Genomic DNA, 21,808 nt, shown 5'->3' with positions numbered 1-21,808 from the left:
TATAATTAGTAATTAAAGTGACGTGATATAGGGACTATTGTTGCCTACCCACTATATCAGCCAGAAACCTTTTGCCACGAAGTTTAAGTCTTGCTTTATCACCCGCATTAATATTTGAAGATTGTAATACCAGTCCTAATATAAATTCTTTATCAACATCTTCTACTCTACAGCCAATTGCTTTAGCCACTTCTGCCCCAAGAATAATCTTCAGGCGTGTTTCAGCGCTTTTGGATAAATATTTCTCTTTGGTCTTGAGACTATTCAAACGCATCTGTGCCGAAGCTATTTTTTGCTTAATTGTTTTTTCTGTTCGTGGTTTTCTACTGTTATCAGCATCGCTCATAATTACACCTCCTTTTAGTTCTTAAAAACATGAAATACAATTAAAAAAGGAAAAGGTCAAATCATAGGCAGAAGGTTGATCAGCGCTAGATGATTGTTCCAGACAATCATTTGCTGAAGAGGCTTGCCCTGTTAATGATGAGAATTATTCCGAAAATGCTTTTTTGTTTTAAAAATGAGATAGCAGCAAGGTTAAAATAAAAATGTGCAATACATACGAGTGCAATCAATAAGTTAAAATATCTAATACTCTCCGCGTTACTTATTTTATCAAATCAATGAAAACAATTTCATCTGTTATCTTTTGATTCTGATTTCTGTTCTTAACCTGTAAATTGTGCAACACGTGAAAGTAATTTTTATTTTCACTATTTTATCTTAATTCAGTATTCCCGCCTTACGGCGGGAGGAAAAAGCTCATTTTGCCCTTCCGGGCGTTATCTAAAACACAAAAATGCAATATTATTATCCTACCTCAGCCGTTCATCGGATTCCTGCCCTGTTAAGTTAACAGATACTAAAACTAGTGTTATTAATTAAGAGTAAGAAAACTTTTTACATTGTCGTTATTTTTAGCTCCTTTTGGAGATATAAAAATAAAGCAATGCCCACCTATACACTGCTACGCAGCGTGTGGGGTCTACCGACGGTTGCCTGCCGCAGGCTAAAAGCAAGGTCAACGTCAACACCAAAGTTTTTCTTACGAAAAACTAAAACCAGCATAGTCACATTGGAGATTTATATTTTGGTTTGATATTTAAATTTATATTGAGGTTGTTTTTATTGTATGGCTATTTTTCATCTTGATTTTAAAATTGTGAAACGAAGTGAGGGCAAATCTTCCGTTGCGAAAGCTGCTTATCATGCTCGTACAAGGATAACAGATGAAAGAACAGGCGATACGTATGATTATAGCCGCCGTACCGATTTATACGGACATTTCATATTAGCACCCGTTAATGCTCCTCAACATATTGTAAAAGACTCTACAGCATTGTGGAATGAAGTTGAAAGAGTTGAGCGTCAGAGTAACGGACAAACAGCTCGTTATTTCGATGTTTCCATTCCTACCGAGTTAAATAATGATGAAAAGAAAAAACTTGTCCTTGAGTATTGTCAGAAAAATTTCGTTGATAAAGGTATGATTGCTGATATCGCTTTCCATGATCTCGATAGCGACAACCCACATGCTCACGTTATGTTGACGTTAAAAACCATTGGCCCGGAAGGGTTTGGTAAAAAAGAAAGAAGCTGGAATGACAGAAAAATGTCTGTGTTGTGGCGTGAATCATGGGCATCTATGGCGAACAGCTACCTTGCTGCTGCTGGTTCGTCAGAACGTATTGATCATCGTTCCCTTCAGGCCCAGCATGAAGAAGCATTAGAAAAAGCGGCGGTTGCTCTGGATAATGAAGAAAAAGCACTATGGCTTGCCAAAGCCGCTGAAACAAACCGTCCTCCAATGAAGCGTATCCACAGTGCCAAATGGCGTAGTAAAGCAGCTCAGGAGCAAAGAGCCACAGAACAGGCTGTTCGTGATGCTGCCAAGCAAGAAGCCGTTGAAGTCTACAAAACATTCAGTGAGCTTGATCTTGAAATCGTCGTTGATGTCAGAAGCTTTACGATTACACATCTTGCTGAACCAGAAGAAATTGTATTACCAAAAACAAGCTCCAGTTCTTCTGCTAATGAAACGCAAAGACCTGTACTTGTAGCACCACCTCCTCATACTCGTATGCGAGGTGTTAAATCCTATCGTGATAAATCCAAAGTCAGTAAGGTTGTTGCTGGTAAGAAACCATTGGTCAATATTTCTGATTCTGGAACAAATACTATTCTGAAAACATCCTCCTCTCAACCCCTAAACAGGGCATCCAGAAGCGCCCCTGAACGTGTTAAGAGGGCACAGGCTATTCCACGTCAGAATAATATTTTTAAACGCTTCACAACTCTTGTCATAGATTTTTTAAAGCAGAAGTTTGTATGGGCAAAATCAAACAAATCCCAAATTGATCTTATCAGTGAAGAACATGATAAACGTATTGCTGAAAACTATGTCTTTGACGAGGTATTAGGCCATCGTGTTCCACGTGCTGAATATGAGAAAAAAGCCAAGTTTAACCAAGATGACTATAAACCAACACCGGATGAGATCAACCGTTTCTCGAGTCGCCCAAAAACTGGACTACCAGAACGTGATCATAGTATGGATCTCACGCCACCCACCCTACCTGAACAGGCAAAAAGGAGTCGCTATCCGCAGTTGAAGCCGCTGAGGAATCGAGATAGGTAACAGCTCTCATAACTCATAACTCATAACTCATAACAACATTTACCCAAATGCTTTCATCGCATACGTTAAAGTAGTTCAAATTTTCAGCATTACGTGATGAAACGTGAGGATAGAAAATCAGTCTTATGTAACGTAGATATTGTATATTTTCCCGCTGATAATTATGTTACTAAATTCTAGACGAATGACACTTCCTTTTAATTATTGTGTATCCTATAGTGAACAATAAGAGCGATTCAAAGTATTAACTTAATACCAAGACAATACGGCTTCTTAAAAAGAATTTGAATAATTACCTTTGTATTATAATAGACAACATAAAATAGCATGACATTAATTCAGTATCGGGATGGTCCGAAAGTTTGCACAATCCCGACATAACGAAATTATAAACCATTATCTAAAGAATCATACTCTTTCAGTAAACTCCCTTGTAATATCTTGTAGCCCAGAATTCCAGCCACAGAAAATGTAAATGCTATCAGGTTGATTTCAGGTTTTACAAAATATATCAGTTTTAATTTGTCGAGTGCACATATATAATAGAAGAGTATACTGATAAATGAATTTAATACGTTTTGAAAAAGCAAGATTATTACCAAAGACATTCCTAGCATACATATATATTTCTTTTTTAATCGTTTATTTTTAGGCGAACCTTCGATTGTAAGAACATTAATCGTCTCTTTGGCGGAACTATTTCCTAAACCGAACGGCAAAATAACCCATCCTAAAATAATAGACATGTATAATAAAAAATTAATTGATATAGTATTGTAACTGTTGAATAACTCCGAGACTCCTTTCATATAAAATTCTCTTACATCTAGAAATCTCAAGCAAAATACAGAGGCGATAATTAAAAATAAAGTCAGAAATTTTAAAGCACAACTCACTTTGATGGCTAGTAATCTTTGTTGAGTGCTAATTGCATTACCAAGTGAGAAATAGAAGAAAACTATATATATAAAAATGTTAAACCACTCTTTCATCTTACCTCCTATGTAGCAAATATATTCCAGTTCATTATTTTATCACATTTATCACTCCCATCAAACAGTTCTTTTTCTTCCTCTCAAAAACGACATTTTAGTTAGTATAGGGTTGATGTGAAGATCTTACACCTTTTCCTTATATGCATTATGGATAATATAATATTAATTCTAAAATCGCCCACATTAAATATACTCTAAGTCATTTAAAGATCTTCTCATATTGTCTTCATCCGTATTCTCTTTGAAAATAAAACGATTCGTATTTTTATAAGGCAATATAAATTCTTTACTATTTCCGATAGTGTATCATATACTTTTGTTTTGAAAATGGCAGTACAAGTAGCCACATCTTATGTTAACGATGCGGCTCTAAGATTAACGTACGTTAAATCCTTCGCCTAAACACAACATTGTCAGAGAAAATTGCCTTACCAGCTATAAACCCAACAGCCGCAATGATTGGTAGGCTGATAGTCGCACCCGCCATGCCTGTAGACATTCCGATCAGTATAGACAGGCCGAAGGCCAATACTATAACAACGAAAGCATACCAACCGGGGTAGGTTCCATATAAAACAGTTGCCATGCAGCCGGTGCAAACATGAACCCCACGTTGGCTCTCTTTCAGGCAAAATGGACACTTGATGGTATTGTTTTCCATGATAGCCCCTTAGATCGCTTTCCAGCCATTGCTGGTTTTAACAAGATTAATCATGCTCTCTTCAGGTTCATTCATACCCTTGACGCTGGAGAACGCTTTTTTGTCCACCCATGCAGGAACATCCGCCAACTTCCATGTATAAGACACGCGAACAATTTTCTGATTACCGTTTCCCGGTTCAGTCCATTCCTTTATCTCAGCAACCGCACGATGACCAACACAGGCACCATCTTTACGATCCCAAAACTCAACCGCTTGGCCTTTGTCTGTTACTTCCAGAACATCGACACTACTGAAACCATTAGCTTGTTGAGAAACATCAAGCAGCCCCTGATTAGCCAGACCTTTCAATATTTCATCACTGGCACTATACCCCGCTGAACGGTAGCCATGGTTGACCCGGATGGGGAAGCCCTTATTGAACACAATGTCATTATCCTGCAAGGAGTAGCACAGCTTTGAATGTGAAATCTTCGCATTGATAGCTTTCTCAAAATCACCTTTTTCACCGCAGCCTGATAACAACACGGTAAGGCCCGCAATGGCTAAAAATTTACGCATGGTTCTTATCCCTTTTTGTGACTGATAGTGCCGTTTTTCAGAACAACCAGACGAACTGGCATATCGGCATTGTTGACGGTAGCGAATCCACGGACTTCGAAATTGTTTACAGTTCCGGTGACGCTGACTTTCTGGCCTTTCTTATAAGTAAGAACTGCATTATCAATACCGGAGTAGTAATCCAGCCAGACCATCCCGCCGCAGTAGCTGGTATCGGTTGTTTTAAAGAGCAGATAATAGTTAGGTGCTGATTTGGGCATTCCTGTCATCATGTCGCTGGCACTTCTGCCCTTCGTAACTTCAAGAACAGTGGCATTGGTGATAGAGATCCTTTTGCCAGTCCAGTTTTTCACCGCTGCCATTGCGTTTTCTTCATAGTCTTTGCAGACAGCACCAAGGCCAGATACAGACGATACCGGGCCAAGGCTTTGAGTGGTAGCAGTTCCCCCCAGCGCTTTACCTACTGAAGACAACGAAGAACTGATTGCTCCATTAACTGTATTCACGCCATCGTTGAGCTGCTGGCAGCCAGAAAGAAACACCAGAGAGACCGCCAGTGGTAAGAAGTTATGTCCTTTCATTTATTCCTCAAGGATTTAGTCAGATTCGTATACCCCAATCCCGGCGCACTGACCTATAGATCAGGAGTTATCGTCTAATCAATTGATAGAATTGAATTATTTTTAGTGTTCGTCACATCGTTTAAATCGATCGATACAAAACAAATGATAGTCACAAGCTATCATAAATAACATATCGATCGATTAAATCAATTAAAAAACCGATCGATAAATCTTTTTTAATCGTTAAAATCTATCAATATAAACTTATCGATCGATTTTACAGATCATTTTGCTTGAGTATGCTGGCACTGGCGACTATGCTGGGCTGAGATAAAGCAGTAAAACAGCGAGGGACGAGCATGGAAAACAACAACGAGCAAAGCTCTATGGAAATCTTCGAAAAAGATCAAAAAATCGCTTTTGTTGACTCGTTCAGCGATGCTGCTTTGTCTTACGAATACGAACAGGCGGGCTTCACCATTAATTTAATGCAACGCTCGGTCCTTCTCTTTAACCATAATATAAAGAAATACGTAATGTCTTCGACATTGCGTAAAAACATGAACAGCACATTTATATATCCATATAGCAACATCAGGGAAATCAACTACTCGCTGCCTGATTGCAGAGCCGATGATGGCGAGATCTGTATTATGACTGATGATGTATTAAATCCAGTCTGGACGTTCAGGGTTCCATCTCATGCACATTATATTTGCGAGCAATGGGTGGAAGTATTTAATAACCATATTTTCTTTGGCCCATAAACGAAGTATTAAACAAAAGGAAATTAAATATCTGACTAATGATATTAATTAATAGAATTATTTGCTTTTTAGTGAATTAATGTTTAATTATATACACATATAATATTTAATATCGAGGTACATTTATGTCTGGAAAAAATCCATTTTGGAATTATGATTACAATGCGGCACAACGTAATAGAGAAATTGTAGATTCTTACCAACAAGCAAATGAGGCAAGGCTGGATTCTCAGCAGGCTCAGTTTGAAGCATCTATGGCTAATGACAGGGTTAGCAGAATACAGATGCAGTTGAATAACACAATCAACAGCCATAAGAAGGTTGTGGCTGATTATGAGCAACGTCTGGAAGGATTTAAGCATAATCTCTATAAAATAGCTATTCAGCGAAATGTTTTTAAGACCACATTAGATCGACTTCAAGAACAATGGCCTGAACGTAAAGAGGATATCCTTGATGAAATCCAACGACAGAGAGACCGCTGTAATATGCCTGAATATCGTGAAACATGGTGGAATGCTGTATCCCATAATAATATAGGTGATAGTGTTTTAGAGTTCCCTTATTCTAAACGTGAGTTAAAAAACAAACCATAATAGAAAATGCGATCTTTTTAAAGCATCATTTTTTTATAAGACACTTTCCCAATGTGTCTCCTACAAACACATCTAAAACAAATCAATCACTTTGTGGAGCTACGCGCATGCCCCATGAGAAAAAGCAGTATAAAAAATCATACAAGCATACACTTGTTGAGTATAGTGAATCCACCGAAGAGTTAAGCGAGCAAGATATAGAAAATAGTGATAGTGCTATACAAAATCATAGTAATGTTCTCAAAAATCGGCAAGCAAAAGCTATTTTGTTGGATTTTTCACTTGTCTTTATTTTAGTGCCTTTTATTGGTTTCGTGCTTTATATAATTATTAAATTTATGAACTCAACACAGCCACGTATGATTTCGCCACCGGACAACTATGTTGACGTAGGGATCTTTTTATTTATGGGAACTGCCATCTGGTTACTTTATAAAATTAGAGGTAAATCATTTAAAAATTTGAATGATACAATCTTATTTATTGGAACAGCTATTGGCTTTGTATTATTTTTTCACAAAGATGTTCCAATTATAGATCATAACAACGCCACATGGATTTTTGGTCAAATAGTTTTAGCGGGTTGTTCTGTTGGCAAAGCTCTTATTGCATTTACAGAATTTATTGTAGAACGAGTTGATGAAACAAAAAAATCAGTAGAAAAGAAAACTTATCCTCATCCCTAATCTTACATACATCAGATGTATTAACTCAAATTTAATCTGATAGTTGCCGGTTATTTATATAGGTGGCTGTCAGATTACATCTGGTTTAAATTTCGCTCAAAGTATTCTCTATAATTCCGTCTTGTTCACCTTTTCATTATCACACATTGACAAGGGAATTCCGCATTTAAAAAATGAATATAAACTTAATAACATTAACACTGTCAGCCACATGAAGTTCAACGACTTAAAAGAAAATCTCAGAAAATATTTTAAGAATGTCATCACCGCTCCATATTTTTTAGACATGGTTTTATCCTTTTACTATGCACTTATATACATCAATATCAAATAGCTGCAATCTGTTATTGATCCCTGTACGTATAGTTAATATATAAATAAATGGCTGTCAAACATGATCTTTATTCAGCGTAATTTTATAAAAGTCATGACCATTACTAACATTAACCCATAAAAATTAATGAATTGATTTTACGGACAAGAACGATTAAAACTATAATGTTATTGCTTGTATTCTTTACCACAAACATTAGGGAAATCGCATGTCTGATGCTTTAAAGGTTATCAACAATATTCGCACTCTCCGTGCTCAGGCTCGTGAACTGACACTTGATACTTTGGAAGAGATGTTAGAAAAACTCACTATCGTTGTAGAAGAACGTCGTGAAGAAGAAGCCTCATTTCTAAAACAGCAGGAAGAGAAACAGGCCAAGCTGGAAGCATTCCGTCAGAAGTTGCTGGAAGATGGCATAGACCCTGCAGAGTTGCTTTCAACTGTTAACTCATCTTCTTCCAAGACCGGAACGAAACGCGCCCCACGTCCAGCTAAATATAAGTATATCGATGCTGATGGCTCTGAAAAGACGTGGACAGGTCAGGGCCGAACTCCTCGTGCTATCGCTGCTGCGCTCGAAGCCGGTAAGACGCTGGAAGATTTCGAGATCAAATAATCTTCATACCAAGTCTACCAAATCCGCTGGCCCAGCGCTGGCGGTTTTTTTAATGACTTCAATTATTTTGTTGCCTGAGTCGCTCTTGTCGCATTTGTTTTTAAATTATTCAGCATTTGCTTATCAACTGGTTGTAGTTGTTGTCCTAACAGAGCCGCAAGCAAAATATTTGTGTCTTCTGTTCTTTCGATTTGAAGCATTTGTAATCTTAAATCAAGTGCCTGCATTCTTGCCTGCTCATGCGCAGTTTCTTTTTCATCAGCACTACTGATTTTTACCTGCCAAGCGTCAGCGCCTGTTGTATCTGCATAGCGTGAATAGATCTCATATCTTAACATTTCCCACTCTGAAGGATTATCCGGGAATGTTGTGCCGGGAAATAAGGTCGCATACTTGTTTTTTACGGAAGCATCTGACCAAGCAAGGTTTGCTCCCTGCGTAGAACCTAATGTGGATCCTATTTTGGCTCCTCTTGAGTTCACTGATACATTACTTGCTTTTTTCATTGCCAGTACGGAATCAATGGCGTTTGTTCCAGCAGTGCTTCTGGAGACAAAGCTCGAAAAGGCGGATAAATATTCTCGACCTTCATTTGTGTCTTCTAATCCTTTATTTTTCAATGGTTCAACGGGCAAGTTCCCTATAAGATTTCTTTTTGCAGCTTCAGCAACTTCAATTTGCTCAACAGAATAGGACTGATTCGAAACCTTATTAGACAATGCATCGGATTTAGATAATGGTGGTGTAATTAGGCTTGATGCCGATTTATCTTTATCAGGATACTGACCTATAGTATTGCACCCACCTCTGTTATATTTCACATCATCTTCAGAGCAAACATTTATTGATACTCTGCCCATGATGTTTTTCTTGGCCTCATTTATTCCGGTATTTGCTTGTGTAAACATCTTAACGCTGTTTTCAGATAAAGCCTCTTTCGCTGAGCTTGTATTCGATCCTGCTGCACCACGACCACCTGCGCTCGTGACTTCTTCACAGGCGTTGGTATCAGGTATTCTGTTTAAGATATTTTTCATATGCTGTTCTTGGATTGCCTGACTGGCATTACTGACGACAGCATTCTTCTGATTCTCATTGGCTGTTATGGTTGCTTGTGCCAGCTTGTCGTTCATTGAAACTAATGTTTCAATTATTCCATTGCCCATAGATTGGGGTGAAGCCCCCATAAGATACGGCGTCAAAACCTCTTCTGTGACGGGCCAGACAGCAAAAGCTGTATTTGTATATAACACTGAAAAACACAAAGCCGAAACCACTGTTATTCTCTTTAATTTAAATTTATTGTTCCTCATCACAATACTCCTGTTAACTTATTACTTTCTTTATTATTTAACCAATTAAATATGAACTGTCAATTTTAACAAAAATATTAATTTGGCTTCCAACTTAAAAATAAGCACAACAGGAAGCGTATAAATTCAACGAAGTAGATCCCATGAAAGAGCAAGGTGCTTTTATAGCTTTATCGATAAAAATAGATAGCATGAAGAAACTTGTTTTTTACGAGAGCATAAATCTCTATAAGAGTATATTCTCACTCAAAAAAGGCCGTAGCGATATTTTATTTTCGGCGCAGCTATTTCAACTTTATTTATAAGGGAAAAATATAAAGTGCGTTTCATTACATATAACAATCAGTTAGAAAGAGGACCGTAGCCCTCTTTATATATTACTCTTTATCGGCACCAACGGATGAAGATTGGTCACTTCCACCACCATCATTTTTACCCGGAGCCTTAAAACTCTCTATAGGCGACGCTTTACCCTGAAGGTTTACCGGCAACAATGGCCTGTTATGCTCACCAAATGAGACTGCTCTGTCAGCAGCCTTTTGAGCTACATTCATATAACCCGCTGCGCCAGCTGTATCACCAACAGCATCTGCTGCCTCAGCCGCATTATAAGCAGAGTTAGCACTTTCAAGAGACTGATATTCATCCTGCTGATCCAGTGGGCCAGCATTACTCATATGAGTTCTGAATGCAGATCCCGTATCATTGGCTTTATTAGCTGCCTGTGCTTTCCCCTGTTGAGCTTGTTGATGCTGCTGAAGCTCACGTTGCTGTTCACGGTCTTTGTTGATTTGCGCATTCCTGATCTGATTACCCATCGCATTTGAGGTATGAGAAACCTGATCCAACACGGTTTTGGTAAACATAGCACCTTCAACACCTTTTGATGCCGACTGTGCGTAACCCGACATGCTCTGACCACCATGAACACCAAGCCACTTCATAATTTCATCAGGGATGATGTGAATCAGTGAAAGTGATTTCTTCACTACCGTGAACATCATCGCAATATAAACAGCAATGAGAGCCAGTGACTCGATGATACCTATCCCGGCATTGGCTGACATCATGCCAAACGCGCCGGAGAATGTTTCATTGACGATCCCACCAAGGATAGGGAGCATCGTATAGGCTGCAATTAATCCTGTTATCATTAGCGCTGGTCGCATGGTTAACGATAAAACCAGACCATAACCAGCGCCACCACGACCCACTACGCCATCACCGTCTGGATGTAAATGTGTTATTACCCATAATGGTGCTGCGACCATTGCTTCAAGGCACAGGATCATCCAGCCGACACAAACACCAAACCACATGACGTAAGGCAACATAGGAATAACGACGGCTAAAGTATCGCCAGCTATCCATAATGGGATAACCAGTGGCATAACAATCCCCATAGCGCCAAATGCACCCGATACCCAGCTTGCAGTCCATGAAGTCCATGCACCAAGACCTGCGCCAACAACAGCAGAACTCCCTAATAACGTCCAGCCAGCGGCACTGATCGTATCACCAAGCCCTTTGACAGCTAATAACGGGTTTATCGCCTGTAAATTGGCAGCGGTTGTGTCGGTTGAAAACGAGACAATCTTCCCTTGCTTTCTGCCATTAATAACGCTGGAACTGAGAAAGCCAGCCATCGCACCAGAAATGCTCTTATTGGCTTCACTTTGAAGAGAAGAAACTATTTTCCCGGCATCATCTGTTTTAGGGCCTGCACCACTTTTACCACTGGTATTGGCTTCCGTTCGGTTTTGCGCATCAATACCATTCGCATATCTTGAAGCTGTCGTTGATTTCGCCATATCCTGAGCTACTTTTGCCATAATCGCGTTCAGACTGTTATCGAATATATCGCCGTATTCCATTGTTGCTTGTCCAGCTACAGGAAGATTATGAGCTGCTCCATTAATCGCATCCTGCACACGGATCAGTTTCATACTCCATGCGCCAGCCATAAACCATCCGTCTTTCTGGACATTCTCTTTGAAATCATCCCACTGGTCGCCAGTGGAGAAAACTGTTCGTACTGCAGTATCAATAATGGATACATATGAGGCCGTTGCGCTGTTTATTCCGGTCTGAATATCAATATTATTATCGGCCACATACTGTTCAGCCAGCGTTTTCATACTATTATCAAGACCGATGAATGCGGCATTGTGTGCCTCAATAACATCGGAAATATTCGTCTTTATATCCTGTGGCATATAAGCCATATACATGCCGCCAGCAGCAATGGTAGCCTGAGCTTTAGCCTGTTCGTCATAAGAAGCTTTGGCCTTCGGGTCTGTAAGCGTGATGCTTCCACATGCAGCCTTGGATACCAGTAAATTTTTATTCATATCATTACCGGCATTGCTGGCTCCATAACTGTATGTGTATAAATAGGCACCTTTCTCCGGTGTCATTTCAAACGCAGGCGTGACGTGTGGGAAGGGATCGGCTGCTGCTGATTTCTTCCATAATTCTCCCGCCTTTAACATACAGACGTTATTGATAAAGGCAGTTTTCGCTATACGGTCAAGTTCCTGATAAGACGCTGATGTTGTGATAACAGCTCCATCTGAGGGGTTGGATGCATAGGTATTCCAGACGGTATCTGCCAGACCGACTCCCTGATTAATCATCCACAGCACCATAACCTGAGCGGCACAGAAACCACCTGCTGCCGGGAGTATCATTGCCGTGCCTAATGCAGTTCTTACGGGCAACCACATGGAAGACCATTTCTTACCCAGCATTTCTCCGTCATGTGCCGTTGACATGGTTCCGGCAATCAGCGTGTAGGCAGCTAAAATGCCACCAACCAGTAAAACAGCGCTGTTGAGGATCGTCATTGTGCTGGCTAAGGGGCTTTCCGCTAAATTCTCCGGGAATAAGATATCCAGAAACCACAGCTTTGATTTGTCTGTCTCCGGGACGGTAAATAAATCTGCGGCATAAGCTGACTGAGTTAATAACAGGCAAGCTAATATTGCTAATAATATCGACACTTCTTTTTTCTTTATATTTATCATCATTACATTCCTTTGCCTCTTACTTCATTGAATTACTGATGCTGCTCCAGACATCGGTTCCATTGACGGTTGCTCCCGATCCTGATGAAGAGCCAGTTCCTGTAGAAACACTTCCATTTGCGATATTCCCAATCACGGGCATATCAATAGAAATACTTTCGGATATACTTCCGGTCAGTTGACTGACTTTTTCTCTCGCAATCGAACAGGCTTTACTTATTGCCGCTTCCTTCGTTTTTTTAATTATTGAATCCACAGATGGCAGGCTGATGCCGAGGTTTCCCACAGGCCAAGCGTCCGTACAACCAATCGTCTCAAGTGACTGATTGATGTTATCCATGAAATTCTTCGCTACCAGCTCTAACTGAGCCGCATCCTGCTTCATTACGTTATATTGCGCTTGTTTTAATGATGAGCTGACATCCGGGCTACAGACTGCTGCGTTAGTTGTGGTTGCTGAAATTAATATTGTTGCGGGAAGGATTATTTTGAAAATGCGGACACATACATTTGTTCGCCATTTATTTTTACTAAGTTTATTCATTTGATACTCCTTTGATTTATTACATTTTATTCACCATATTTTCTTCTTCTGATTAAATAAAAATACAATGCCTTATTAATATATATTAAATAAAATAGAATTAATCAAGAGAATGATAATTTAATTTGACAATGACTTTATTTTTGATTATTGTTTAAAAGTAAATAAATGACTACTCCAAAAATTTATTACAATACTCTGAAGAGGCCAGTTTATCTGGCTTCTTTTAATTTAATAAGGATTTCATCTTCCACATCCCAACGTTTAAAATATGAATATATGTGTATAAAAAGTTCAGAGAAGTCGCGTTAATGGATCACTAAATATTATCCCAATCTAACGGTTCTTCTGGTGGCACAAGACTTGTGTTCTCTACAGAAGGAATTTTATTTATACTTTCACTCTTCACTAACCCTTGAGACTTTTTAGCCTGCAATCTTGCGATTAACAAATCTATGTCATCTTGGTTATTAACTTCTTGTATAACTGCTTCAATTGACCTGTTTTTATCTTTAAGTGTGCTATTGCCGCCGCCATTGACGACTATGCTTTCGGGTTGTTCTTCCATTGCTTCTTTCTTTTTTATAATCTCTGAAACAAAGCGAGCACGATCACCATTGAAGACAATAGCAGGGTTTATGAAATACCAGTTTTTCTCATTGGTTTTAGCAATAATACGTTTTTCGATGAGTTCTTTGATCCCTCTGTAAAAGATAGATTCAGACAAGACAAAGTGATCTATCTTTTCCGCAAGAGACATTGCCTTTTTACAGCTCAGGTAGAAATGATCTTTGCCTATCGCATCCTGATATATTCGTAAAAATATGAAAAAAACTTTGTATGCTGTTTTCGTAAGATCAAAGTATGCTTTTATCTGAGAGGTATAGAGTTTAATGAACTCTTCTTTATCGACCTCTTGCGTATGCACAATATTGGCGAAGTAGCTTTTACCTGTATCTTTCTTTTCGATAAGTTCTGTGCCTCTTGAAACAGTTAGATTTTTCTTTCTTGTTTCAATCTTTATCTCTGTCTCAAAGCAAAAAGGGTTTAAGCCTAAATCTAAATCAACTTCTATTTCATTCATCACGTTATTACCTCTTATCATTTTATCTTTAATTAAATACCATGCACAAAATAGATATCAAGTTTTTTGCATATTTTTTTGCGAAAATATTTTAGAAATCGCAAGTATTCCAGTGACTAGAATTTAAAACACAGTCATTTTTAGTTTATAAAATGACATAGAAACTGACTACAGAGTCAGGAAAGCTCACTGTACAGTCAGGAATACTGACCACAGAGTCAGGAACACTGACCGTACAGTCAGTCACGTATTTTCGTCATAAATCTTATACCGCAAGGGCTACAGGCCGATTTTTTCTTAATTTAATTTTGCAAGAAGTAAGAGGTAATACTTAAGAGGATTAAAAGAAACCGGGCGATTTTTATGATCGCCACATGGGGTTTCAACATTAAAAATGATTAGGTACTTATGAATGAAATTTATATTTTTATTGTAAAGCGTTCCTCTCTGTTTGATTAAAATCCTTTTTTGATAATATCCACCATCTATGAGCTGAAGCTCATGTGCTGACGCACGGCTACGCCCTGACTCTGACATTAATATATTTTTTCTTGATAAAGTAGTTCAATATTTCTAGTAAAGGCGTAAAAGATCGGTTTTAGATCGTTTTATCATTCAGTTATAAAAAAATGATCCTATGTTTGAACATAGCATTACTGTAATAAAATATAACATTCTCTCTTGATCGTATAGGAAAACTATATTCATAAAAGCAGCACTTAGTGATTGTTCAAGACAATCACATTGCTGGAGCAGGGTTCATCCCTGTTAGTGATGGATTTATCCAAAAAAGATCGCGTCGAAGACGCACACAAAGTAAAAGGCAAATTAATTAATCTCTCACAATAAAAGCAGCGATTCGTGATTGTAGAAAACAATCACTCCGCTGTAATAACAGAATAAGAAAAATAAACAGATTACATCATTGGTGCCATTTTCATAAGGCACAAATAAACTTCATCGCAAAACGTTTCTGGACAGATCAATTAAGAAATATTTCAATACAATTCATCCTTCATTGCTGAAAACCTCCAACGCCATTCATAAAACAGCAGGTGCCATTCAACAGGCACACATTCCCTTTTACTATATTAAACTTATTACTATATTACAGCTGTTATTTCTCATATAAAACAATATATTACAGAAAAAAGGTTATAGGTTCCTATAACTATGGTTATCGATATCTATAACTCGGATTATAGTTTACTATAACCATAGTTAGCAAAAACTATAACTATAGTTCCGCACTAAAACTATTATTCAATAACTGGCGGACACTCCACTCTAAGTAAACTTATTCCAGCCAGAAAGTAATAAGCTTTTTATCCATCATACTCAATGGATAGCTTTCCACTATTTTATAACTTTTTCCACTGATTTTTGACTTTGTTATTGACGATAGTGTTTAATCTGTTATGTATTAATAAAAAACAATAAAAGGAAATATACAATGACACAGATAGATTTTAAATCCCTTAGCAGTCTATCACCCTTTCAGCTAACACAGTATATTGATGACCATCATTTTACTACTGAACAGAAAGTGCAGATATTCGAGCATTACCACAGCACACATAAAGATATTACCAATATCTATTCAAGAAAAGAAAACATCAAATCCATCAAGAAAGATGTTGATTATGTTCATATGTTCACGAAAAACTTCCAGCAGCTCGCAGAACTTGATATCTCAAAGAATGAGTTAAAAGTTATCGCAAGGATCTTAAATATCATGGAGTTTGGAAACTGCTTTCATATCTCACAGGCAAAGCTATGCCGAGAGTTAGATATTAAAAAGTCAAATATGTCCCTTGTCTTTAAAAAGCTCAAAAAGAAAGGGATCATTATTGATAAAGAAGGAGATCTCTTTATGAACTCCAACATATTCCTTAAAGGACAAGCTCATTCTATTAACGCAAAACAGCGACCTAATGTCAAAAAGGCACAGGGATTTGTTGTTGATGAAAAGGAAAGATTTGAGAACGTTTATACTTTTAGAACAGATACGGATGAAAATAATGACGTAGACAGCAATAGCCAGCTATCTACGGATGATGAAGTCTTGTCTCTACAACGCCCTAAGATACCCGAATGTCTATTTAATGAAGTAGAATAATAGATATTTTATCAAGGGTATTATATTGAGCGCTTCACTGTAATTTTACACTTAATCTTCAACTCGTAATATATAATATAACAATCATTTTATAATGAGATTTTATATGAGAAAAATAAAAACAGATAACAGTGAGTTAATCTAATATTTAGATATAGCCAATGAACTAAAAATCAATTCCCGAAAGAAGAACACACAAATAATATGTTAAACTACGTTCTGATGCCGAGACCATCATCATACATCTTCCCAAGCAGAAATTGCGCGTCAACATCATTTTGGGCAGCTGCTTTTTCATACCATGATTTTGATTGCTGATAGTCAATATCCAGTATTTCTCCATATAAATACATGAGACCCAAAGCATACTGAGCTTCTACATCTCCGTTTTCACCTGCTGATTTCAGTCTTGAAAGCGTAGAATCCCTGTCACTGATAGCTGTGTAAACAATCGCAAGAAGTATAATAAGTCCTGCTATTAGCCAATATTTCATTTTTCCCATGTCATACCCAGTCCATTTAAAGGCTATAGCGCCTCTACAGAGATCTTTACTCCAGACTGTCCCAGTCTGGAAGATTGTTAACTACCTTTCGCCACCAATGATACGCAGCCATAAGAACACCAAAGCAAATACCTGCGACTATGCTTGAGACAAATGCAACGCCCGGTTGCATACCACTGTCCTTCCATGAAGAAAACCACATACAAATCCCCCATGCCGGACCAAACCATACCCCCATCAGCAAGGTTATTTGCAAGAATGAGGCAAAAGGTAGCGGTGGTATCTTGAATCCAGCTTTCCATGCGAGGCGTAGCAAGGGAGGGGCATAATTACTACGCCACATCTTCTTGCTTTCCATAATGGCAATAGCGTGTTCCTTTTTAGCTTCAAAGCTCATACAGTTCCCTCCAGATTCACCTAACTATCGATAAAAACCATTATAAATGATAATGATTATCGTTTCTACGTTTGTGTTCTAATAAAACTCAAATAGTCATTCCTTGAGATCCTCTGGTGAAACACGATCACATGTCATTTTCTCAAGTAATCTTTGTGCTCTTTTCATTCTCAACTTACGTGCTTTTTTCTCACCAATCTCCCGATAGTATTCTTCCCGGCGCTCCGCAACAACTTGGCGGAACTTCTTCAAAAACTGTTCCAGTGTTTTGATGTCGGTAGTAGCCGCTTCAGCTTGAATTTTTTTGTACATATACATAACATGGAATTCATCAATCATGTTGGTTATCTCCGATTCTTTACAGGATTATTTCCCTCTGTACGAGGGAATATTCATCATATTTTAATATCAGATCACAGTGAACTTTAGCTTCCAATAAATAGGATCTTGATTTTTATCCTGCTTTAGACTTCTCATAACAAGTTCTATGATGTGTTCTTTATGCCAGTATGATATTGTGGCTTTTAAATCTCTTCTATCTATATCAGATACATCATTTTTGATAGAGTATTTCTTCATCTCACGAGTTATCAAAACATCATATATGACGCCTGAAAGGAACCCTCCATTCAATATATCGATTGCTGTTTCAGGATGTTTTTCATAAATGGCATATATCTCATCACAGTATCTTTGTAAGATGTTAGCAATAAGTTCGTTTTTTTCTTCTTCACTTTTATTAAATATAATCTCTTTCATGTTTAATCCTTTTATTATGTTGATAGTTAGTAAAAATAATCAGCTGTTATGAACAATGTTGATGATGACGCAACCATATTCCAGTCCTAAATCATCAACCTGCTCGTTATTAATAAATCGATTTAATTCATCAAGTAAGTTGCTATCATCCATGATTTCTTCTACTGAATATCCAGTAATGGCAACATACACTTCAAAACGTTCTTGAATAGTATTCATTACTTCAGGGGTTTCTTCGCACAACATACTTACTGTGACAGATATTTTATTTGTCATTTATATTTTCCTCTTATATTTTTGGTTAGCCCCTTGCGGGGCAAGATTGAACATCACTTTCTAAAGCTTTCTGAATATCCTGCTAACATGGCAGCGACTTGTTAAAAGTTAACCTCATGAATATCGCCACTGTTTCCTTCTTGGGCTGTGAATCTCTCAAAGTTATTCTGAATATGGTCAATAACATAAATAATAAATAGATTCTTGAAATCTGGGTCATCCAGATAATCATTTGCGTCCCCATCACCATTGACTTCCATGAACATCTCCCAACTTGCTGTAAACGACCTACAAGCAAGGTCATAGAACAGTTCAGTTGATTTATTACTAGCAATACTTTCTTTAGACATATTTATACCCTCATAGTTAAATGCTTATTTAATTCATTGTTTTTTATTAGCCCCTTTCAGGGCCGAACATGCTATTATTAACTCATACTAAAAAGTAATGCTTTAGTATGCACATATCTCATTTCAAACATAACTTTATCCATATCAACATAGATAAGTCTTTCTCTTTTACCAGCTTCTTCCATATGTTCATCAAAGCGTTTTGCCAGATATTCTTTAACATGCAAAATATATGACTCCGTTCTGTTGCTATCTAACATTATGGCTGCCAATATCTCATGCTCTTCTTGTTCTTTATATATACGTATTCCTGTGATATAAAGATTCTTCGCCATAGCAGTAAAAGCTTTAGTCGATGAGTCCTTAATGTTATTTAGTTCTTCAGTATTCATATGGTTACTCCTTACTTTTTTGAATGTATAGCCCCCTACATTTTCATGCATTATTTGAGAGCAGATTATATTTTTTGTTTTATGCTGATGCTAAGTTCGATTGTGTTTACATATGACCTCCTGCGTTTATATTTTTTGGTTAATAGACTAACTGGCTGTACCGAAACCATTGTGATTTTGATTTTTATGCTACTTTATTACGTGATAAAGAAATCTTTTCATCAATCCACTTATCAATATCACTCTCTAAGAATGCTATTGCTCTTTCACCAAGTTTTACTTGGGCCGGAAATTCATTACGACTAATCAGGCGATAAATCCAAGCCTTACAAAGGCCAGTTCTATTTAATACTTCAGGTAAACGGATAAATCTTTTTCTTTCGTTCATATATTTCCTCGTCGTTGTTTTGATGAGGTTATTATTCGAATATCGCTTATGACAATCAACACCTGTTTTTTCGGAATTATTGCGTAAATGAGTGTTTTTTGTACAAATCAGAAAGGAATAGATTGAATGCTGTTACAAGACGGGGCTTAGAGGGCTTTAGCAAAAAGTGCTATTTTTAGAAGCGGGAAAGGGATTTTAAAAATACACTTATTTATCAACGAATTATGATGATTCAGTTTAAATTCTGTACTGCGGAGGATACCCCTTGAACAGCGCATCCCCCTTTGCTCGCTTTATCTCAATCCATCAATACCGCTTTGTGGTAGTGATAGAACTGATTTTAAACTGAGTTCAATTCGACTGATGATTGCTTCTCATGGGCCACTGCGCCAACCCGCACTCGCATAGAAATCATCAAGAATGCTTTTCATCTGTTGTTCACTTTCAAAAGCCCGTATGAGGTAGTAGCTGTCAGCATCGTGCAGAGAGTTTCCGTACGCAACCACATCGATACGGTTCCGGGTATGAAGTGGAACACTGACTTCGCGCATGACCTAGGGGACAATAACTGACACGCCATTTCTATCTAATATTACTTTAGCTTCCTTATACGGAATGTCAGAGTTGTTCTTGCCAACAGCTCGTTAAGAGATTTAAGCTGTAGGTATACTAATGAGTTATCACGCTGTTCGATAATCACTGAATGGGACTGTTGGTATATTTGTTGGTACTGAAAATTGTCTTTTAAATTTTATTGCTTCTTAACATAGGGTTAAATGCGATGTTCGAGTCCGGCCTTCGGGCACCAAGACCTTTTCCAAGACCATCCGAGAAAGTCCACTAAACCCTTTAAAATCAAGGCTTGCAGAGATTTTTGTATCCGTCATTGTCCGAGCCCGTCCATTGAAATCCGGGGGGCACTGGGGGCATAATTGGGGGCATCTTAACTTCGATTAGAAATGTGCCCCCAAAATGAAGCTCAACGCCAGACAGGTAGAGACCGCAAAGCCTAAAGATAAAACCTACAAAATGGCCGATGGTGGTGGTTTGTATCTTGAGGTTTCGGCAAAGGGTTCTAAATACTGGCGCATGAAATACAGACGCCCCTCTGACAAAAAAGAGGATCGTCTCGCTTTTGGTGTCTGGCCTACTGTTACGCTTGCTCAGGCTAGAACAAAGCGCGATGAAGCTAAAAAGCTGTTAGTGCAGGGTATCGACCCGAAAGCTGAACAGAAGGAAGCTCAGGCCGAAAACGCAGGGGCATATAATTTTCAAACCATCGCCCTCGAATGGCATGCGAGCAATAAGCGCTGGAGTGAAGATCATCGATCGCGCGTTCTTCGTTACCTTGAGCTATATATCTTTCCTTATATCGGCTCGTCTGATATCCGCCAGCTCAAAACCAGCCATCTTCTAGCCCCGATCAAGAAAGTTGATGCCAGCGGTAAGCATGACGTCGCGCAGCGTCTGCAACAGCGTGTCACGGCCATCATGCGTTATGCAGTACAGAACGATTACATCGACTCAAATCCAGCCACTGATATGGCCGGTGCGCTATCTACAACCAAAGCGCGACATTACCCCGCTTTACCCTCTAGCCGATTCCCTGAGTTCCTTGCACGTCTTGCTGCATACCGTGGCCGAATGATGACCCGGATTGCTGTAGAACTTTCTTTACTCACTTTTGTTCGTTCCAGTGAGTTACGCTTTGCGCGGTGGGAAGAGTTTGACTTTGAAAAAGCAATATGGCGCATACCAGCAAAGCGGGAAGAAATTAAAGGCGTGCGTTACTCTCATCGTGGCATGAAGATGAAAGAGGAACATATTGTTCCTCTCAGTCGGCAGGCGATGGGGTTGTTAGCGCAACTCAAGCAAATCAGCGGTGATAAAGAACTTCTATTTCCGGGAGATCATGATGCTGCGAAAGTCATGAGTGAGAATACGGTTAACAGCGCCTTGCGTACAATGGGTTATGACACTAAAACCGAAGTCTGCGGGCATGGGTTTAGGACGATGGCGCGCGGTGCGCTGGGGGAGTCGGGGCTATGGAGCGATGATGCGATTGAGCGCCAGTTGAGCCATTCTGAGAGAAATAATGTACGTGCTGCGTATATTCATACTTCTGAGCATTTGGATGAACGTCGTATGATGGTACAATGGTGGTCAGATTACCTTGACGCAAATAAAGCGAGCGAAGTTAGTCCATATGATTATGCTAAAATTCAGAAGTAGTAATTTAT

24 protein-coding genes and 1 pseudogene are annotated in these 21,808 nt (G+C 38.5%); 7 read left to right on the top strand and 18 right to left on the bottom strand.

Features of this window, described 5'->3' with window-relative positions:
* Positions 1 to 34: 34 nt before the first annotated feature.
* Positions 35 to 346 (bottom strand): conjugal transfer protein TraD, encoded by a 312-nt coding sequence (locus FN037_RS17615; protein WP_086522801.1) that lies wholly within the window; start codon positions 344 to 346, stop codon positions 35 to 37.
* Positions 347 to 1,132: 786 nt separating this feature from the next.
* Between FN037_RS17615 and mobQ the strand changes: the two genes are divergently transcribed.
* Entirely contained in the window at positions 1,133 to 2,638 is a 1,506-nt protein-coding gene (gene mobQ / locus FN037_RS17610) for a MobQ family relaxase (RefSeq protein WP_142502838.1), read from the top strand.
* Positions 2,639 to 3,024: 386 nt separating this feature from the next.
* Here the strand turns inward: mobQ and FN037_RS17605 are convergent, their stop codons facing one another.
* From FN037_RS17605 to FN037_RS17590, 4 genes are all read right to left on the bottom strand, one after another.
* Complete coding sequence (locus tag FN037_RS17605; protein ID WP_142502837.1) at positions 3,025 to 3,630, bottom strand: hypothetical protein; 606 nt, start codon at positions 3,628 to 3,630, stop codon at positions 3,025 to 3,027.
* 388 nt (positions 3,631 to 4,018) lie between these two features.
* Positions 4,019 to 4,294: a hypothetical protein gene (locus tag FN037_RS17600; protein ID WP_142502836.1), complete on the bottom strand. Its 276-nt coding sequence runs from the start codon at positions 4,292 to 4,294 to the stop codon at positions 4,019 to 4,021.
* 9 nt (positions 4,295 to 4,303) lie between these two features.
* Complete coding sequence (locus FN037_RS17595) at positions 4,304 to 4,855, bottom strand: DNA-directed RNA polymerase subunit beta (RefSeq protein WP_087638438.1); 552 nt, start codon at positions 4,853 to 4,855, stop codon at positions 4,304 to 4,306.
* Between the two features lie 5 nt (positions 4,856 to 4,860).
* Positions 4,861 to 5,436 carry a hypothetical protein gene (locus FN037_RS17590; RefSeq protein WP_142502835.1) on the bottom strand — a complete coding sequence of 192 codons (576 nt, stop codon included), beginning with the start codon at positions 5,434 to 5,436 and terminating at the stop codon, positions 4,861 to 4,863.
* A 341-nt stretch (positions 5,437 to 5,777) separates the two neighbouring features.
* Between FN037_RS17590 and FN037_RS17585 the strand changes: the two genes are divergently transcribed.
* The 4 genes from FN037_RS17585 to FN037_RS17565 all read left to right on the top strand — a co-directional run bounded on the left by FN037_RS17585 (position 5,778) and on the right by FN037_RS17565 (position 8,417).
* Positions 5,778 to 6,185: a hypothetical protein gene (locus FN037_RS17585; RefSeq protein WP_142502834.1), complete on the top strand. Its 408-nt coding sequence runs from the start codon at positions 5,778 to 5,780 to the stop codon at positions 6,183 to 6,185.
* Positions 6,186 to 6,310: 125 nt separating this feature from the next.
* A complete protein-coding gene (locus FN037_RS17580) occupies positions 6,311 to 6,781 on the top strand; it encodes a hypothetical protein (protein WP_115234144.1) in 471 nt (156 codons plus the stop codon).
* Between the two features lie 107 nt (positions 6,782 to 6,888).
* Positions 6,889 to 7,467, top strand: a complete 579-nt coding sequence (locus tag FN037_RS17575; protein WP_142502833.1) for a hypothetical protein — start codon at positions 6,889 to 6,891, stop codon at positions 7,465 to 7,467.
* A 542-nt stretch (positions 7,468 to 8,009) separates the two neighbouring features.
* On the top strand, positions 8,010 to 8,417 hold the full coding sequence (locus tag FN037_RS17565; protein WP_142502831.1) for an H-NS family nucleoid-associated regulatory protein: 408 nt from the start codon (positions 8,010 to 8,012) through the stop codon (positions 8,415 to 8,417).
* 62 nt (positions 8,418 to 8,479) lie between these two features.
* Here the strand turns inward: FN037_RS17565 and FN037_RS17560 are convergent, their stop codons facing one another.
* The 4 genes from FN037_RS17560 to FN037_RS17545 form a co-directional block, all read right to left on the bottom strand.
* Positions 8,480 to 9,730, bottom strand: coding sequence for a hypothetical protein (locus FN037_RS17560; protein WP_142502830.1), 1,251 nt, complete (start codon positions 9,728 to 9,730; stop codon positions 8,480 to 8,482).
* 377 nt (positions 9,731 to 10,107) lie between these two features.
* Positions 10,108 to 12,759 (bottom strand): DotA/TraY family protein, encoded by a 2,652-nt coding sequence (locus FN037_RS17555; RefSeq protein WP_142502829.1) that lies wholly within the window; start codon positions 12,757 to 12,759, stop codon positions 10,108 to 10,110.
* Between the two features lie 16 nt (positions 12,760 to 12,775).
* A complete protein-coding gene (locus FN037_RS17550) occupies positions 12,776 to 13,300 on the bottom strand; it encodes a hypothetical protein (RefSeq protein ID WP_142502828.1) in 525 nt (174 codons plus the stop codon).
* Between the two features lie 319 nt (positions 13,301 to 13,619).
* Complete coding sequence (locus FN037_RS17545; RefSeq protein ID WP_142502827.1) at positions 13,620 to 14,384, bottom strand: hypothetical protein; 765 nt, start codon at positions 14,382 to 14,384, stop codon at positions 13,620 to 13,622.
* Between the two features lie 1,453 nt (positions 14,385 to 15,837).
* Here FN037_RS17545 and FN037_RS17535 point away from each other — a divergent pair.
* The gene (locus tag FN037_RS17535; RefSeq protein WP_021535609.1) at positions 15,838 to 16,503 is read left to right on the top strand and encodes a hypothetical protein; all 666 of its coding nucleotides are present in this window, start codon (positions 15,838 to 15,840) and stop codon (positions 16,501 to 16,503) included.
* 212 nt (positions 16,504 to 16,715) lie between these two features.
* Here FN037_RS17535 and FN037_RS17530 read toward each other — a convergent pair whose 3' ends face one another.
* From FN037_RS17530 to FN037_RS24655, 9 genes and pseudogenes are all read right to left on the bottom strand, one after another.
* Positions 16,716 to 17,006: a hypothetical protein gene (locus FN037_RS17530; protein WP_260607921.1), complete on the bottom strand. Its 291-nt coding sequence runs from the start codon at positions 17,004 to 17,006 to the stop codon at positions 16,716 to 16,718.
* 46 nt (positions 17,007 to 17,052) lie between these two features.
* Positions 17,053 to 17,403: a DUF6404 family protein gene (locus FN037_RS17525; protein WP_142502826.1), complete on the bottom strand. Its 351-nt coding sequence runs from the start codon at positions 17,401 to 17,403 to the stop codon at positions 17,053 to 17,055.
* Between the two features lie 96 nt (positions 17,404 to 17,499).
* Positions 17,500 to 17,742: a hypothetical protein gene (locus FN037_RS17520; RefSeq protein ID WP_001621683.1), complete on the bottom strand. Its 243-nt coding sequence runs from the start codon at positions 17,740 to 17,742 to the stop codon at positions 17,500 to 17,502.
* 69 nt (positions 17,743 to 17,811) lie between these two features.
* Positions 17,812 to 18,162: a hypothetical protein gene (locus FN037_RS17515; protein WP_142502825.1), complete on the bottom strand. Its 351-nt coding sequence runs from the start codon at positions 18,160 to 18,162 to the stop codon at positions 17,812 to 17,814.
* Between the two features lie 39 nt (positions 18,163 to 18,201).
* Positions 18,202 to 18,438 carry a hypothetical protein gene (locus FN037_RS17510; protein WP_142502824.1) on the bottom strand — a complete coding sequence of 79 codons (237 nt, stop codon included), beginning with the start codon at positions 18,436 to 18,438 and terminating at the stop codon, positions 18,202 to 18,204.
* 101 nt (positions 18,439 to 18,539) lie between these two features.
* Entirely contained in the window at positions 18,540 to 18,788 is a 249-nt protein-coding gene (locus FN037_RS17505) for a hypothetical protein (protein WP_142502823.1), read from the bottom strand.
* Between the two features lie 77 nt (positions 18,789 to 18,865).
* Positions 18,866 to 19,180: a hypothetical protein gene (locus FN037_RS17500; RefSeq protein ID WP_038435616.1), complete on the bottom strand. Its 315-nt coding sequence runs from the start codon at positions 19,178 to 19,180 to the stop codon at positions 18,866 to 18,868.
* A gap of 184 nt (positions 19,181 to 19,364) precedes the next feature.
* On the bottom strand, positions 19,365 to 19,568 hold the full coding sequence (locus FN037_RS17495) for a helix-turn-helix transcriptional regulator (RefSeq protein WP_021535617.1): 204 nt from the start codon (positions 19,566 to 19,568) through the stop codon (positions 19,365 to 19,367).
* A gap of 293 nt (positions 19,569 to 19,861) precedes the next feature.
* Positions 19,862 to 20,119: pseudogene (locus FN037_RS24655) on the bottom strand (NIPSNAP family protein).
* A 421-nt stretch (positions 20,120 to 20,540) separates the two neighbouring features.
* On the opposite strand from FN037_RS24655, the gene FN037_RS17485 reads away from it, so the two are divergent.
* The gene (locus tag FN037_RS17485; protein WP_142502822.1) at positions 20,541 to 21,800 is read left to right on the top strand and encodes a tyrosine-type recombinase/integrase; all 1,260 of its coding nucleotides are present in this window, start codon (positions 20,541 to 20,543) and stop codon (positions 21,798 to 21,800) included.
* The last annotated feature ends 8 nt before the right edge of the window (positions 21,801 to 21,808 follow it).

This window comes from Klebsiella sp. 2680, assembly GCF_900198535.1.
GTDB lineage: Bacteria > Pseudomonadota > Gammaproteobacteria > Enterobacterales > Enterobacteriaceae > Klebsiella > Klebsiella indica.
Note: the sequence above shows the minus strand (reverse complement) of the source record. Positions and strands in the feature narration are given on the sequence as shown.